This is a genomic window from Nocardiopsis alba DSM 43377, assembly GCF_000341225.1.
Classification (GTDB): Bacteria; Actinomycetota; Actinomycetes; order Streptosporangiales; family Streptosporangiaceae; genus Nocardiopsis; species Nocardiopsis alba.
On record NZ_ANAC01000012.1, the window covers coordinates 380,680 to 394,688 of the forward strand.

16 protein-coding genes are annotated in these 14,009 nt (G+C 71.1%); 6 read left to right on the forward strand and 10 right to left on the reverse strand.

Annotated features, from left to right (window positions below; translation table 11 throughout):
* The first annotated feature begins 141 nt into the window (after nt 1–141).
* Together D451_RS0114145 and D451_RS0114150 are read left to right on the forward strand one after the other, a co-directional pair.
* Nucleotides 142–903: an SDR family oxidoreductase gene (locus D451_RS0114145; protein WP_017534917.1), complete on the forward strand. Its 762-nt coding sequence runs from the start codon at nt 142–144 to the stop codon at nt 901–903.
* 366 nt (nt 904–1,269) lie between these two features.
* Nucleotides 1,270–2,787, forward strand: coding sequence for an MFS transporter (locus tag D451_RS0114150; RefSeq protein ID WP_017534918.1), 1,518 nt, complete (start codon nt 1,270–1,272; stop codon nt 2,785–2,787).
* Between the two features lie 75 nt (nt 2,788–2,862).
* On the opposite strand, the gene D451_RS0114155 is transcribed toward D451_RS0114150, so the two are convergent.
* From D451_RS0114155 to D451_RS0114165, 3 genes are read right to left on the reverse strand one after another with little or no spacing between them, the layout of a single operon-like run.
* A complete protein-coding gene (locus tag D451_RS0114155; protein WP_017534919.1) occupies nt 2,863–3,747 on the reverse strand; it encodes an ABC transporter permease in 885 nt (294 codons plus the stop codon).
* On the reverse strand, nt 3,744–4,709 hold the full coding sequence (locus tag D451_RS0114160; RefSeq protein ID WP_017534920.1) for a daunorubicin resistance protein DrrA family ABC transporter ATP-binding protein: 966 nt from the start codon (nt 4,707–4,709) through the stop codon (nt 3,744–3,746). The genes D451_RS0114155 and D451_RS0114160 overlap by 4 nt, the downstream gene beginning before the upstream one ends.
* Nucleotides 4,706–5,533, reverse strand: a complete 828-nt coding sequence (locus D451_RS0114165) for an alpha/beta hydrolase (protein ID WP_387608596.1) — start codon at nt 5,531–5,533, stop codon at nt 4,706–4,708. The genes D451_RS0114160 and D451_RS0114165 overlap by 4 nt, the downstream gene beginning before the upstream one ends.
* Nucleotides 5,534–5,887: 354 nt before the next feature.
* On the opposite strand from D451_RS0114165, the gene D451_RS0114170 reads away from it, so the two are divergent.
* Nucleotides 5,888–6,652 (forward strand): SDR family NAD(P)-dependent oxidoreductase, encoded by a 765-nt coding sequence (locus D451_RS0114170; protein WP_202421864.1) that lies wholly within the window; start codon nt 5,888–5,890, stop codon nt 6,650–6,652.
* A gap of 51 nt (nt 6,653–6,703) precedes the next feature.
* On the opposite strand, the gene D451_RS0114175 is transcribed toward D451_RS0114170, so the two are convergent.
* Both D451_RS0114175 and D451_RS27350 read right to left on the reverse strand, forming a co-directional pair.
* Nucleotides 6,704–7,243, reverse strand: coding sequence for an MOSC domain-containing protein (locus D451_RS0114175; protein WP_017534923.1), 540 nt, complete (start codon nt 7,241–7,243; stop codon nt 6,704–6,706).
* Between the two features lie 133 nt (nt 7,244–7,376).
* Entirely contained in the window at nt 7,377–7,553 is a 177-nt protein-coding gene (locus D451_RS27350) for a hypothetical protein (RefSeq protein ID WP_017534924.1), read from the reverse strand.
* A 169-nt stretch (nt 7,554–7,722) separates the two neighbouring features.
* On the opposite strand from D451_RS27350, the gene D451_RS0114185 reads away from it, so the two are divergent.
* Nucleotides 7,723–8,253 (forward strand): glyoxalase superfamily protein, encoded by a 531-nt coding sequence (locus D451_RS0114185; RefSeq protein WP_017534925.1) that lies wholly within the window; start codon nt 7,723–7,725, stop codon nt 8,251–8,253.
* A gap of 19 nt (nt 8,254–8,272) precedes the next feature.
* On the opposite strand, the gene D451_RS0114190 is transcribed toward D451_RS0114185, so the two are convergent.
* The 3 genes from D451_RS0114190 to D451_RS26550 form a co-directional block, all read right to left on the reverse strand.
* A complete protein-coding gene (locus D451_RS0114190) occupies nt 8,273–9,481 on the reverse strand; it encodes an FAD-dependent oxidoreductase (RefSeq protein WP_017534926.1) in 1,209 nt (402 codons plus the stop codon).
* Nucleotides 9,478–10,053 carry a TetR/AcrR family transcriptional regulator gene (locus D451_RS0114195; RefSeq protein WP_017534927.1) on the reverse strand — a complete coding sequence of 192 codons (576 nt, stop codon included), beginning with the start codon at nt 10,051–10,053 and terminating at the stop codon, nt 9,478–9,480. The genes D451_RS0114190 and D451_RS0114195 overlap by 4 nt, the downstream gene beginning before the upstream one ends.
* Nucleotides 10,054–10,219: 166 nt before the next feature.
* Entirely contained in the window at nt 10,220–10,504 is a 285-nt protein-coding gene (locus D451_RS26550) for an alpha/beta hydrolase (RefSeq protein ID WP_275040956.1), read from the reverse strand.
* Between the two features lie 71 nt (nt 10,505–10,575).
* Between D451_RS26550 and D451_RS0114205 the strand changes: the two genes are divergently transcribed.
* The gene (locus tag D451_RS0114205) at nt 10,576–11,538 is read left to right on the forward strand and encodes a GlxA family transcriptional regulator (protein ID WP_026125068.1); all 963 of its coding nucleotides are present in this window, start codon (nt 10,576–10,578) and stop codon (nt 11,536–11,538) included.
* 39 nt (nt 11,539–11,577) lie between these two features.
* Entirely contained in the window at nt 11,578–12,219 is a 642-nt protein-coding gene (locus D451_RS0114210) for a DJ-1/PfpI family protein (RefSeq protein ID WP_017534930.1), read from the forward strand.
* A gap of 7 nt (nt 12,220–12,226) precedes the next feature.
* On the opposite strand, the gene D451_RS0114215 is transcribed toward D451_RS0114210, so the two are convergent.
* Both D451_RS0114215 and D451_RS0114220 read right to left on the reverse strand, forming a co-directional pair.
* Nucleotides 12,227–13,405 (reverse strand): MFS transporter, encoded by a 1,179-nt coding sequence (locus D451_RS0114215; protein WP_017534931.1) that lies wholly within the window; start codon nt 13,403–13,405, stop codon nt 12,227–12,229.
* A complete protein-coding gene (locus tag D451_RS0114220) occupies nt 13,402–13,758 on the reverse strand; it encodes an ArsR/SmtB family transcription factor (RefSeq protein WP_036568157.1) in 357 nt (118 codons plus the stop codon). The genes D451_RS0114215 and D451_RS0114220 overlap by 4 nt, the downstream gene beginning before the upstream one ends.
* Nucleotides 13,759–14,009 lie beyond the last annotated feature (251 nt).

Genomic DNA, 14,009 nt, shown 5'->3' on the forward strand with positions numbered 1-14,009 from the left:
GCGCGACCGACGACCTGTCACGTCGGCACTGGCCGAACCCTAACCGCCCACCCCGGAACGGCACACACCCGACCAGGGCAGAACGGGACTTCGCGGACATGCGGTGTTAGCGTGATCGTCTACCGGTCTCGGAGGTGGAGCATGAGCACGATCCTGGTCACCGGCGCCACCGGCACCCTGGGCACCCACGTGGTCCGACGCCTGCGCGAGGACGGACACCACGTACGCACCCTCAGCCGCCACCCCCGCCCCGACGACCCCGACGCCCACGCCGTCGACCTGCGCGAAGGAACCGGACTCGACCGCGCCCTGGACGGCGTCGACACCGTCCAGCACCTGGCCAGCACCCCCGCCGGTGGCGACATGGCCGCCGCCGGCAACCTGATCCACGCCGCCCGCGCAGCGAACGTCCACCACCTGGTCTACATCTCCATCGTCGGCGTCGACCGGGTCCCCCTGGGCTACTACAAGACCAAGCACACCATCGAACAGGCCCTGCTCGCCTCCGACCTGGGCGTCACCATCGTGCGCGCCACCCAGTTCCACGACCTGGTCCGCGGCCTGTGCGACCGGCTCGCCCGGATCCCCGCCATGCCCTACCCCGACATCGACGTCCAGCCCATCGACCCCGCCGAGGTCGCCCTACGCCTGGCCCACCTGGCCGGAGAGGAACCCGCCGGCCGCGTCGACGACATGGGCGGCCCCCTCGTCGAACCCTTCCAGGACCTGGCCCGCGCCTACCTGGACTCCCGGGGCCTTCGACGTCGACTCTGGCCACTGCGCGCCCCGGGCCGGATCTTCGCCGCCTACCGCGCCGGCGAACACCTGGCCCCCGAGCACCGGGTGGGCCGCACGACCTTCGCCGAATACCTCGCCCGCGACACCACCACCGCGACGATTTGACGGCCCGACGACCCCTTCCCTAGCCTCGTACCGTTCGATCCCTCCCGCGGAAGAAACCCCCTACCTCTTGGCCATCGTGATCACCGGCACGGTTTCGAAGGGCGCTTCGTCCCGGAACCCCGCCGCCTGACATCACCGTCGGCGCCGCCTTCTTCCGGTGTCGAAGCCCCTACCGGGTCCCCATAGGGCGTGACACGCCCTCCACCCGGTCGTCCCGCCTGCCCAGGCCGTGTTCTTCGGATCATCACGCGCTCGCGTCGCCCGGCGGCCGTTCGCCATGGATCGGCCCCGCCGACACCGAACGAGAGCATCCGAAAGAACACTCCCCAGAGGCGGGTCGGCTTCGAACCCTTCCGAGGAACATCGGTGCATTCGCCGTCTCACGAACACGCCACACCTTCCACACCCGCACGCTTCTGGGCGGGACTGGCCCTGCTCTGCCTGCCCACGGCGGTACTCGCCCTGGACATGAGCGTCCTGTACCTGACACTGCCGCACATCTCCGCGGCCCTGGGCGCCGACGCCACCCGGGAACTGTGGATCCTGGACATCTACCCGCTGCTGATCGCGGGCCTGCTCGTACCGATGGGCGCCCTCGGCGACCGCATCGGCCAACGCCGGCTCCTGCTGTACGGGTCCGCGGCCTTCGCCGCCGTCTCGACCCTCGCCGCGTTCTCACCCAACGCCGACACGCTCATCCTCGCCCGTGCCGCCCTGGGCGCGGCCGGAGCGCCCCTGATGCCCGCCACCCTCGGGCTGCTCAACGCGATGTTCCCCGACCCGCACCATCGCCGAACCGCGATCGCCGTCTGGAGCAGCGCCTTCATGACCGGCTTCGCCACCGGACCGCTCATCGGCGGCGCGCTGCTGGAGACGTTCTGGTGGGGATCGGTGTTCCTGCTCGCCGTCCCCGTGATGGTGCTCGTGGTACTGACCGGCCGCACCCTGCTGCCCGAACACCGCCGTGAGAACCCCGGACGGTTCGACGGTCCGAGCGCGACGCTGTTCTTCGTGGGCCTGCTGCCCCTGGTCTACGGACTCAAGGACCTCGCCCACCAGGGGGCGAGCCTCGCCGCCGCGGCCTGGATCGCCCTGGGCGCGGCCGCCCTCGTGGCCTTCGTCCTGCGCCAACGCCGACTCACCGACCCGCTGCTGGACCTTCGCCTGCTGACCGACCGCACCTCGGCCACCGCGCTCGCGCTCCTCCTGCTGGGGCCGGCGATCATCGGCGGACTCACCCTGTTCGTACCGCAGTACCTGCAATCGACCCAGGGCATGGGCGCACTGCGCGCCGGAGCCATGGTCGCCCCCGCCGCGCTGGGACTGATCGTGGGCGCCCTGCTCGCGCCGATCGCGGCCCGCCGCATGCCGGCGGGCACGGTCATCGCCGCGGGACTGGCGCTCTCCTGCGCCGGGCTCGTCATGGTGGCCCACGGGACCACGGCCGGACCCGCCTGGGTGATCGTCGGACTGATCGTGGTCTACCTGGGCAGCGGCCCCTTCGACGCGTTGGGCACCGACCTGGTCGTGGGAGCCGCCCCCAAGGACGGGGCCGGCTCGGCCGGAGCGGCGAGCGAGACCGCCACCGAACTCGGCACGGGCCTGGGCATCGCCCTGCTCGGCACCCTGGGCACCGCGATCTACCAGAACCGGGCCGCCCACACCCTGCCCGCCGACCTGCCCGAGGACGTGGCCGTCACGGCCGGCGCATCGCTCTCAGGGGCCGTGTCCGTCCTGGCCGACCTGGACCGGGCCGAGGCGGACGCCGTCCGAGAGGCCGCCGCGACGGCGTTCGCGGCCGGACTCCAAACGGTCGCCCTCACCGGAGCCGTCATCGCGGCCCTACTCGCGATCGCCTCCGCACGTCTGCTCCGCCACGTCTGACCCTCGGGGCGGCCGGCCCCGGGCGGCCGCCCCACCCCCGGCGGGAGAGCCCCCCGCGGACCTCTCCCGCCGGGCTCAACGGCCCGCCCGCCGATACCGCCACAACGACAACGGCACGAACACCGCCAACAACACCACCGGCCACACCACGGCCATCGGTATCGCGTGCTGCGCCACCCACGAATCACCCGACGCGACGCTGTTACCGAACAGCTCCCGACACGCCAGCACCGTCGCCGACAACGGATTCCACTCCACCACCGGCGCCAACCAGCCCGGCACCATCCGCGCCGGAACGAACGTCTCGGCCACCATCGCCAACGGGAACACCAACGAGAAGAACTTCATCGCCGCCTCGGGACCGCGCACCAACAACCCCAGGAAGATCCCGATCCAGGTGAACGCCATCCGCAACAGCAGCAACAACCCCAACCCCGCCAGCGCCGCCCACGGGCCCAGATGCCAACGCCACCCGATCAACAGCCCCATCACCACCAGGACCGACAGATCCACCAGGGCCGCGACCACATCGGCCATACCGCGCCCCACCAACAACGCCGACGGCGCCATCGGCAGCGTCCGGAACCGATCCACCACCCCACGCCCCACATCGGTGACCACCGCGATCGTGGTGTTGCCGATCCCGAACGCCATCGTCAACGCGAACAACCCCGGCATGAGGAAGTCCCGATAGTCGACGGAATCCACCCCCATCGCCGCGCCCATGGCCTCGCCGAACACGAACCCGAACAACAGCACCGCCATCACCGGGATCATCAACGTGCCGACGATCTCCCCGGGACGACGCACCAGATGCGTCAGATAACGCCGGGCCACCACCACCGCGTCGGCCACCGCCCAACCCAGACCGACCACGACCTCCCGCGTCCACGAACCGGACCGTTCGACCTCCACGGCCTCCACGACCCGCTCCGGTGCCCTCCCCTCCAACGTCCTCACGTCCGCTCCCTCCCACCCTCACGGGACCCGGTCAACCCCAGGAAGACGTCGTCCAACGTCGGCCGCCGCAACGCGATGTCCTCCACCTCCAGACCGGCCTCGTCCAACGCCCGCACCATCCGGGTCAGCGCCGCGCCCCCGCCCTCGAACGCCACGCCCACCCGCAACGCGTCGACCTCCACCCGGGCCGGCACGCCCGACACACGTTCCATCACCTCGGCGACCGGCGCCAACCCCTCCACGTCGGCCACCACGACCTCCACCCGACCACCGCCCACACGGGCCTTCAACCCCTCCGGGTCGCCCTCGGCGATCACCCGACCCGCGTCCAGCACCGAGATCCGATCCGCCAACCGGTCGGCCTCCTCCAGGTACTGGGTGGTCAACAGCACCGTGGTACCGCCCGCCACCATCGTCCGCACCGCCGCCCACACCTCGCTACGACTCCGCGGATCCAACCCGGTCGTGGGCTCGTCCAGGAACAACACCCGAGGGTCGAGCACCATCCCCGCCGCCAGATCCAGACGACGACGCATCCCTCCCGAATAGGTCCGCGCCGGCCGCTCGGCCGCCTCCACCAGGTCGAAACGCTCCAACAACTCCTGCGCCCGAGCCCGCGCGCGCCGACGCCCCAGGTGGTAGAGCCGGCCGAACATCTCCAGGTTGCGGCGACCGCTCAACACCTCGTCCACCGCCGCGTACTGGCCCACGAACCCGATCCGCTCGCGCACCCGACGCGGCCGAGCCGCCACGTCGACCCCCGCCACCCACGCCTCGCCCTCGTCGAAACCGGTCAGGGTCGCCAACACCCGCACCGTGGTCGTCTTACCGGCACCGTTGGGCCCCAACAGCCCGTGCACCGTCCCCGCCTCGACCTCCAGATCCACCCCGTCCAAGGCCATGCCGCCACCCCGATAGCCCTTGCGCAACCCCCGCGCCAGGATCGCCGCCCGCCCGCTCATCGGACCACCACCGACCCCCGACCGCCCACCGGCGCCGGGACCTTCGCGCCGCCCCCGGCCATCGTGACCCGTTCATAACGCCCCACCGCGATCCGCGCGATGTTGCGCACCGACTCGCTGCCCCTGCGGTAGTAGGAGCAGTGCCCGTCGATGTCCCCGGTCTCGAACACCCGCGCGCCGAACGACCTGCGCAACGGCGAGGGGCCGTGCCCCATCGTCCCCACGTGTCCCCGGGGAAAGAACCGGATCCAGTCCCCGGGGCCCAGCCCAGCCCACAGGTTGCCCTCGAAACGCAGATCCTCGCGGGTACGCACCCCCATCCCGGGACTGCCCAACGCCACACAGTCCGCCACCCGGGCCCGCGCCAACGCCAGACCGCACACCACCGTGCCGTAGCTGTGCCCCACCAACGTCACCCTCGCCGACGAGGGCAGGAAACGCGTCAACCGCGCCAGGTCCTCGGCGCCCCGCAGCGCCGGACCGCGCATCACCGCCTCACCGAACCCACGAGGGGTCCGATAACCCACCCACACCACCACCGCCACACGCTCCCCCGGAGCCTGCCTGCGCATCTCCTCCAACAGGATCGCCGCGTTGGCACGAGGACGGGTCGAACGCCTCTGGTCGAAGTAGTTGGCCAGATAGTTGTCGTTGCCCGGCACCACCACCGCCACGTGGTCGGCCTCGGCGGCGTCACCGAGCTCCTCCACGATCCGGCCCGCGCCCCGCTCGTCATAGGCCAGTACGCGCACACCGAGTCGCACGTCGCGCCCATAACGCAAAGGGCCCTCGTAGCGGGAAGGGGAAGGGGGGCTCGCCACGATCATGACTCTCCTCGACGGCACCGGGACAACGGGCTGATCCGACCCTTCAACGCTAGGATCGCCGCCCCGCGCGGACGATGACGCAGACACCCGGATCCCGCTCCACCACGGCCCACCCGCTCCGGTGGTGCTCGCACTACCGTGCCCTCGCCGCAGGGCCGCGAACAGCGCCGATACCACCGCCCGAGGAGCCCGTTCGCGACGCGTCCCCCACCCACCGCCTCATAACGAAACGATCACGCGTATGGAATAGTCGAAGGTCGGAGGGGGTCTCCTCCGATCCGGCCCGGCCGCGGGCCGCCTCGACGGTTCCGATCCCGGGACGGGATCGGAAGGGACAAAGGAGTGTCGACCATGACCGACCGGCTCTTGGACTTCACCGACAAGGTCGTCCTCGTCACCGGTGGTGCCACCGGCATCGGACGGGCGACCGCGCGGGCCTTCGCCCGACAGGGCGCCAAGGTCGTCATCGGAGACGTCGACCCGCACGCGGCCGAGACCGTCGCGCTCATCGAACGCGACGGCGGATCGGCCACCTTCGTACGCACCGACGTCACCCGCTCCGACGAGGTCGAGAACCTCGTGAACACCGCCGCCACGACCTACGGCGGACTCGACGTGGCCTTCAACAACGCCGGCGTCCTACCGCCCACCGGAGCCCTGCTCGACCAGACCGAGCAGGACTGGGACCGCACCATCGCCGTCGACCTCAAGGGCGTCTTCCTCTCCCTCAAACACGAGATCGCCTACATGGTCGACCACGGCGGCGGATCCATCGTCAACACCGCCTCGGTCGCCGGACTGATCGCCGACCCCGGAATGGCGCCCTACGTCGCCGCCAAACACGGCGTGGTCGGCCTGACCCGCGCCGCGGCCATCGACTACGCCGAATCCGGGATCCGGGTCAACGCGGTCGCACCCGGCCTGGTCGCCACCGGAATGACCAAGGGCTGGCTGGACGACCCGATCATGGCGGCCGAAGTCCTGGCCGGCTCTCGTATGGGAAGGGCCGCCCAACCCGAGGAGATCGCCGGCATGGTCCTCTACCTCGCCTCGCCCCTGGCCTCGTTCGCCACCGGCGGCGTCCACACCGTCGACGGCGGCCAGACCGCCCACTGACACGACGGGCCGCCCTCCGGTCTCCCGTGGGAGGGCGGCCCGTCGCGGTCCTCAGACCCGTTCGAGCCGGACGTGCTCACCCGCGGGAAAACACACCCCCACCGGCGTCCCCGGTTCGACCTCGCCCTCGGTGAGCACCACGCCCATCACCCCGGCCTTGCGCACCAGCTCGCCCCGCTCGTCCCGGTACACCATCCGCTTGAGCAGGCCGGGCGAGAACCCGTCGATCTGCGCGCACGGGTTGCGCAACCCGGTGATCTCCACCCGGGCCCGCCCCAACTCCAGGACGGTGCCCCGCCCCAACGCGAGCAGATCCACCCCGCGAGTGGTGATGTTCTCGCCCATCTGCCCCGGCTTCACCACGAACCCCGCCTCGGCGACCTCGTCGAACAACTCCTCGTGGATCAGATGGACCTGACGCAGATTGGGCTGAGAGGGGTCCGCGGCCACACGGGAACGGTGCTTGACCGTCCTGCCCATGTGGGCGTCCCCCTCCACCCCCAGACCGGCCAACAACCGGATCCGCGCCCGGTTGACCTTGCCGAACCTGTGCGTGGGACTGCTACTGACCGCCGTGACGACAGGGCCCATGCCCTCGACCTCCTTGGGGGGTGGTGGAGCCCTCAGCGTAGAGCCCCCGCTCACCCTCGAGGACGAGACCCTACGGCTTCGACGCCGCCACGCCCGACCGAGAGAACCCCTTCGGCCGACCCCCGGAGTGGGGTCAGGCCTTCAGGGCCTGGGAGATGAGGGCGTCGGCGGCCGCGCGCCCATGACGGCCGTAGTCCACGCGGTTCAGGATCATGGCGCGACCGGCCGCCCCGTCGGCCAGGGTGACCAGCTGTTCGGCGAGCTCCCCGGCCGGATCCTTCACCACCCGGGAGGGCCTGCCCGAGACCATCGCCCGCTACGAGGAGCGGACCGCCTTCTCCGCGCCCCGGGTGCCCTACAACCCGCTCCAGCGCGACATCGAACGCGCGCCGCCGGACACGACCCCGGCCCGCGAGGTGAGACCGCTTCGGTAGGCCGGCCGCCCAAGGACGGGGCACCGGAACACACGGGCGGACTATATGACCGAACACGTCGACGAGGTCGAGCGGGCCGCCCGTCTCCTACAGGAGAACCTGGGCCGTTCGGGTACGCACATCACCCACGAACGGGCCCTGGAGACGGCGGCCCGAATGCTCGGCCACCATGACAGCGACACCGACACCGCCCTCGACGTCCTCTCGAAACCCCGGATGCGCGGTGCCGTACCCATCCTGCGGATCCACGACGAGGAGGCGGCACGCGAGTTCTACGTCGACCATCTCGGATGCTCCATCGAGTGGGAACACCGTTTCGCGCCGGGAATGCCGCTGTACGCGCGTCTGCGACGCGATGAACTCGTCATCGACCTGTCAGGCCACGAGGGCGACGGCACCCCGGGATCCGTCCTGTGGGTCGAGGTCGGCGACGTCCACCGACTCCATGAGGAACTGTCGCGAAGCTCCCACCCGCGGACACCACCGGAGATCGACCTCGAAGCGCCCGGCGGGCCGACGATGACGATCGTCGACCCGTTCGCCAACGTGATCCGATTCTGCCGACCCGAGGAGTGAACCCGCGCCCCGCGCCCCTTCAGCCCGGCGCGACCTCCTCGGCCAGATCCTTCACCACCCGGGAGGGCTTGCCCGACACCGAGGAGGCCACGAACCGCTCCATTCCCGGCAGAGCGGACAGCCGCAGCACCGCGCGCCGGATCCGCAGCCGGGCCGGACTCTGAGGCAGGAACCAGGAGGCACCGGTGAGCGCGGCCCGTCGACGCTCCTCCACCACCGGACGCCAACGCCGCTCATAACGCGCCGACGCCTCCTGGACCGAACCTCCCCGGGCCAGCTCCTCGGCCAGCACGAACGCGCCGCCCACCCCGAGCGAGGCACCCTGCCCGGCCAGCAACGACACCGCCTGGCAGGCGTCCCCCACCAGGACCACCCGCCCCCGGCTCCACCGATCCACCACCGCCTGGGCGACGTGATCGTAGTAGACCTCCTCCGGGGCGGGGCAGCGCTCCAAAGCTCCGGGCACCACCCAGCCCAGACCCGAGAGCGCCCCACGCAGAGCCGCCCGGGCATCCTCGGGCAAGGTGGTCTCCAGGGTCCGGTGCACGGTGAAGGCCGCCACCCGCTCCCCCGCCAAGGGGTAGAGCCCCATCTGCGCGCCCAGACTGTCGGTGAGCACGAACCGCCCTCGCAGCGCGGCGTGGATCTCGGCGTCGTCGAAGGCGAAAGCACCGGTGTGAAAGCCCAGATGGCGCAGGTAGCGCTCCTCGGAACCCCACAACAGACGCCGCACCGTGGAGTGGATACCGTCGGCCCCCACCAGCAGATCGGCCTCCAACACCCGACCATCGGCCAGACGTGTGCGCACCCCCTCACCGTGGTCGTCGATCTCGACCGGACGGGCGCCGTAGAGGACCTCCACGCTCTCGGGCAGCGCCTTGCGCAACAGCTCCTCCAGGTCGGGGCGCATGATGGAGACCACCTCCCCGCCCACCGAACGGGCGAACCCGGTGAAGGAGATCGCCGCTCTCCTTCGACCACGCTCGTCCACGAGCTCCATCTCGTCGAAGTCGTGGCCGCGGTCGCGCAGTTCGGACAGCAGTCCCATCGCGCGCATGGCGTCATAGCCCGGCCCGAAGAAGTCGATCATGTAGCCCTGGGGTCTGGGCGCCGGGGCGCGTTCGAGCACCCGGACCCGCGTGCCGTGGTGGGCCAGGCGGTGGGCCAGCGCCAGTCCGGCGATCCCGGCCCCCACCACGAGGACGTCACGTCGTCGTCGGTCGTTCATCGTCGCTCTTCTCCTCTGTCCTGTTCGGGGATCAATCGGTCCAGGACCGGGGCCAGAGATCGGCGGGTCGCCTCCGGATCCAAGGGCCGGTGGAGCATGAGCCCGTCGACCGTGGCGGCCAACACCCGCGCGGTGGCCTCGGGTTCGGGCACCCCGCTCCGCTCCAGCCATCGGGCGGTCCGTTCCCGAAAGTCCGCCAGCAGCCGGGCGAGCCCCTCCCGGAGACCGGCGTCGCGACCGGCCGCCAGATAGGCCTCCAGGAACAGCCGCGAGGTGGGGTCGTCGCCGGGGTAGCCCTCCAGTTCGAGGAGCATCGCCTCCACCCCCTGACGTGGGGTGGTCTGCTCCATGAGCGCGGCGGCCCGGTCCACCATGGCGCGAACGGTGGCCAGGGCCGCCTCCTCGAGCAGGGCGTTCAGCGAGGAGAAGTGGTAGTGGACCAGCCCCGGGGTCAGCTCGGCGCGTTCGGCCAGGGCCCGGGTGCTCACCGCGGACCAGCCCCGTTCCCCGATGAGTTCGGTGGCGGCCGCCAACAGGCGTTGTCGGACCTGTTCGCCGCGGGGTGAGGACATGAGGTCGCCTCCAGAGAATTTGGGCAATCGCCTTGGACACTTGCCCAACTAAAGGTACGCCCACCCCACGACCCGGCACAACCCATCCCCGAACACCAGAGAAAAAAGGGGCGGGCCGGCGCCCTGCGCGCCGGCCCGCCCCCTCACACCCCGAAGGAGGAAGACCTCAATCGGACAGAGCACGCTCCACCACCGCGCAGAGCTCATCGAACCGACGCCGCGACACACTCGCCGACAACAACGCCTGCGAACCGTGGAAGGTCCCCGCCCACTGGTGCAACTCCACGGACACACCCGCCCGGAACAGCCGCGACGCGTATTCGATGCCCTCGTCCCGCACCGGACACGACTCCGCGCTCACGACGTAGACCGGTGGCGACCCCGAGTCACGATCCATCCACGGCGCGTACGTGAAGTCGCGGGCCGACCGGGTCCACTGCCGATCGTCCAGACCGGGCCGATGGCAGGAAAGGTGGGCACCTCGTCATTGCGGACACACGAGCGGTGTCCCACGATCGAGACATGGACCGTCCCACCGTGCTCTTCCCGCTCTTCGACCGGGTCCAGAGCCTCGACGTCACCGGCCCCCTGGAGGTCTTCCACGGCGCCGCCTCGATCCCGGGCCACGCCCACCGCGCCCCACGCGTGGTCACCGCCTCCCCCGACGGCGCCCCCGTACGCACCGACAGCGGACTGACCCTGCTCCCCGACACCGCCCTGGACCGGGTCGGCGCCATCGACACCCTCGTCGTCCCCGGCGGCCCCGGAACCCGAACCCCCGACCCGCACCTGGTGACCTGGGTCGCCGAACGCGCACCCCACGCCCGCCGCGTCGCCTCGGTCTGCACCGGCGCGTTCGTCCTCGCCGAGGCCGGTCTCCTCGACGGCCGGCGCGCCACCACCCACTGGGACCACTGCGCCACCCTGGCCCGCCGCTTCCCCGACATCACCGTCGACCCCGACCCCATCTTCGTGCGCGACGGCCCCATCACCACCTCCGCCGGGGTCACCGCCGGCATCGACCTGGCCCTGGCCCTGGTCGAGGACGACCTGGGAGCCGACGCCGCCCTGCTCATCGCCCGCCACCTGGTGATGTTCCTACGACGCCCCTCCGGGCAGGCCCAGTTCAGCACCCACCTGGCCACACGGACCGCCCGCCGCCCCGCCCTGCGCGACCTCCAACACTGGATCGCCGACAACCCGGCCGCCGACCTCTCGGTACCGGCCCTGGCCGAACGCGCCGGCTTCTCACCACGCCAGTTCAGCCGCCTGTTCACCGCCGAGGTCGGCACCACCCCCGGACGACACGTCGAACGCGTCCGCCTGGAGACCGCCCGCCGCCTTCTGGAGGAGAGCGACGACGGTGTCACGGCCATCGCCCGCGCCTGCGGCCTCGGCACCGACGAGGCGCTGAGACGCGCCTTCGTCCGCTCCCTGGGATGCACCCCCACCGAATACCGGAACCGCTTCCGGACCACGACCTGAACCGACACCACCATCGACCGTCACCACGAAGGAGACGACATGCGCATCGCGATCCTGCTCTTCGACGACCTCACCGCGCTCGACGCCGTGGGCCCCTACGAGATCCTGTCGTCCCTGCCCGGGGCCCGGATCCACCTGGTCGGCGAACGCCGCGGCCCGGTCCGCGCCCACCGGGGCGGACTGGGATTGATGGTCGACACCGAACTCGACGAGCTCACCGACCCCGACATCGTGCTGGTCCCCGGCGGCCCCGGACAGAACGCCCTCATGGACGACGGGCCGGTCCACGACTGGCTGCGCACCGCCGACACCACCAGCACCTGGACGACCTCGGTGTGCACCGGATCGCTCATCCTGGCCGCCGCCGGCCTCCTCGACGGCCGACGCGCCACCTCGCACTGGCTGGCCCTGGAACAGCTGAGCGCCCACGGCGTCGAACCCACCGGTGAACGCGTCGTCGTCGACGGCAAGTACGTGACGGCGGCCGGGGTCTCCTCCGGTATCGACATGGCGCTCACCCTGGTCGGCCGCATCGCCGGAGACACGACCGCCCAGAGCATCCAACTCGGTACCGAATACGACCCCCGGCCGCCCTACGACGCCGGATCGCCCGACAAGGCCCCCGAGGAGGTCGTCCGCCTCCTACGGGACAACAGCAGGTTCGTCCTCCAAGGAAGGTGAGCCGGCCTCACCGCTGTTCGCAGCGCTCCTCCACCGGCTCGACGGCCACGGTGGAGGAGCCGCTCCGCACCAGGACCAGGGTCGACAGCAGACCGATCACCGCGACACCGAACGCCCAGGCCGGCAGCGCTCCGGCCGAGACCCCCGTGTCCAACAGGCGCCCGCCCAGGGCCGCGCCCGCGGCCGACCCCAGGTACATGGCGGCCATCTGGAACGCGATGATCGCCATGGCCTGACGGCCCCGATCGCGCACCAACAGATGCTGGAGGACGGGCACGCTCGCCCACCCGGCCGCACCCCACAGGGCGGTCGCCACGATCCACACCGGAACCAGATCGGTCCAGGTCAGGGCCGCCAACGTCACCACCAGCACCGCCACCACCAGGGGCAGCAGCCGACGCGAACCCCACCGGTCCAGAGGGCGGCCGATCAGGGCCGAACCCAGGACACCGCCCACGCCCCAGGCCCACACCAGCGCGAACGCCCAACCGCCCAGGTCGCGATCCTGGGCCATCGGCACCAGGTAGGTGTACAGGCCCAGGCTCGCCACACCGAGCACGAACGCCGACAGCACCCCGGTGGCGATCGAGGAGGTGCGCAGCAGCCGCAGGTTCTCGGAGATCCGCACCACCGCGATCGCGGGGTAGGGCTCCCTGCGGGCCAGGACCGCGACCATGCTGACGATCCCGATCAGCACGACCAGGCCCATGGTCCAACGCCACCCCGCCCACTGGCCGATGAGCATGCCCACCGGTACGCCCGCGACGGTCCCGGTGGAAAGACCGAAGGTCACCATCGCCATGGCGCGGCCGCGTTCGTGGTCGGCGACCATCGCCGCGGCCGTGGCGGTGGCCACCGCCGTCAGGACACCGGCGCCCAGACCGGCCACCACGCGCGAGGCCAGGAACACCGCGATGCCCGGGGCCAGCGCGGTGACCAGGTTGCCGAGGTTGAACAGGATCAGCGCCACGGCCAGGGCGCGACGGGTGGAGCCGGCCACGAGCGGCCCCGACAGCAGCGGCCCGGAGAAGGCGTAGGCGCCGGTGAAGGCGCTCACCCCCAGACCGACGGCGGCCACCGACACCAGGAGGGAGTCGGCGATACGGGGCAGGACCCCGGCCAGCACGTAGGCGTCGATGCCCAGCGCGACGGTGGCGGCCACCAACGGCCAGAGACGGCGGATCAACGCTCGCCCCCGGCCCGGTCGTCGTGTCCCTGGTCGGCGTCGGACTCATAACCCGAGAGCACGGTCTCGACCAGCCCGGAGAAACGGGACTCCAGGTCCTGTTCGCGCAGGCTGATCATGCACTTGCGGCCCTCGGCCCGCACGAAGACGACACCGGACTCGCGCAGCAGGCTCGTGTGGTGGGTCAGGGTCGATCGGGGCAGGTCGGGCCCCAGGTCGAGGCTGTCCATCTCGCCCCGTTCGGCGAGTTTGCGGACCATCTCCAGGCGCAGCGGCTCGCTCAACGCGAACAGCACACGCGGCAACGAGATGTCCTCGGTGTCGGGATGGACATAGGTCCGTGCCGCGGACATGGGCACCACCTCCATGATCGTTCGAAGATTTCCGCACGATAATAGTTCGAAGATTCTCGAAAGATCAACTCGGGCGAACAGGACCAGGCGCCCCCACCCCACCCGCCCCCGGACACACGAAAGGGCCGGAACCCTTCAAGGCCCCGACCCTCGACATCCACGCCTGCGAACACCCACCCCAAAGGCGCACACCACCCCCGAAAAACAAGAAAATCGCCCACCGACGGTGGACGACTCGACCGGACGGAAGC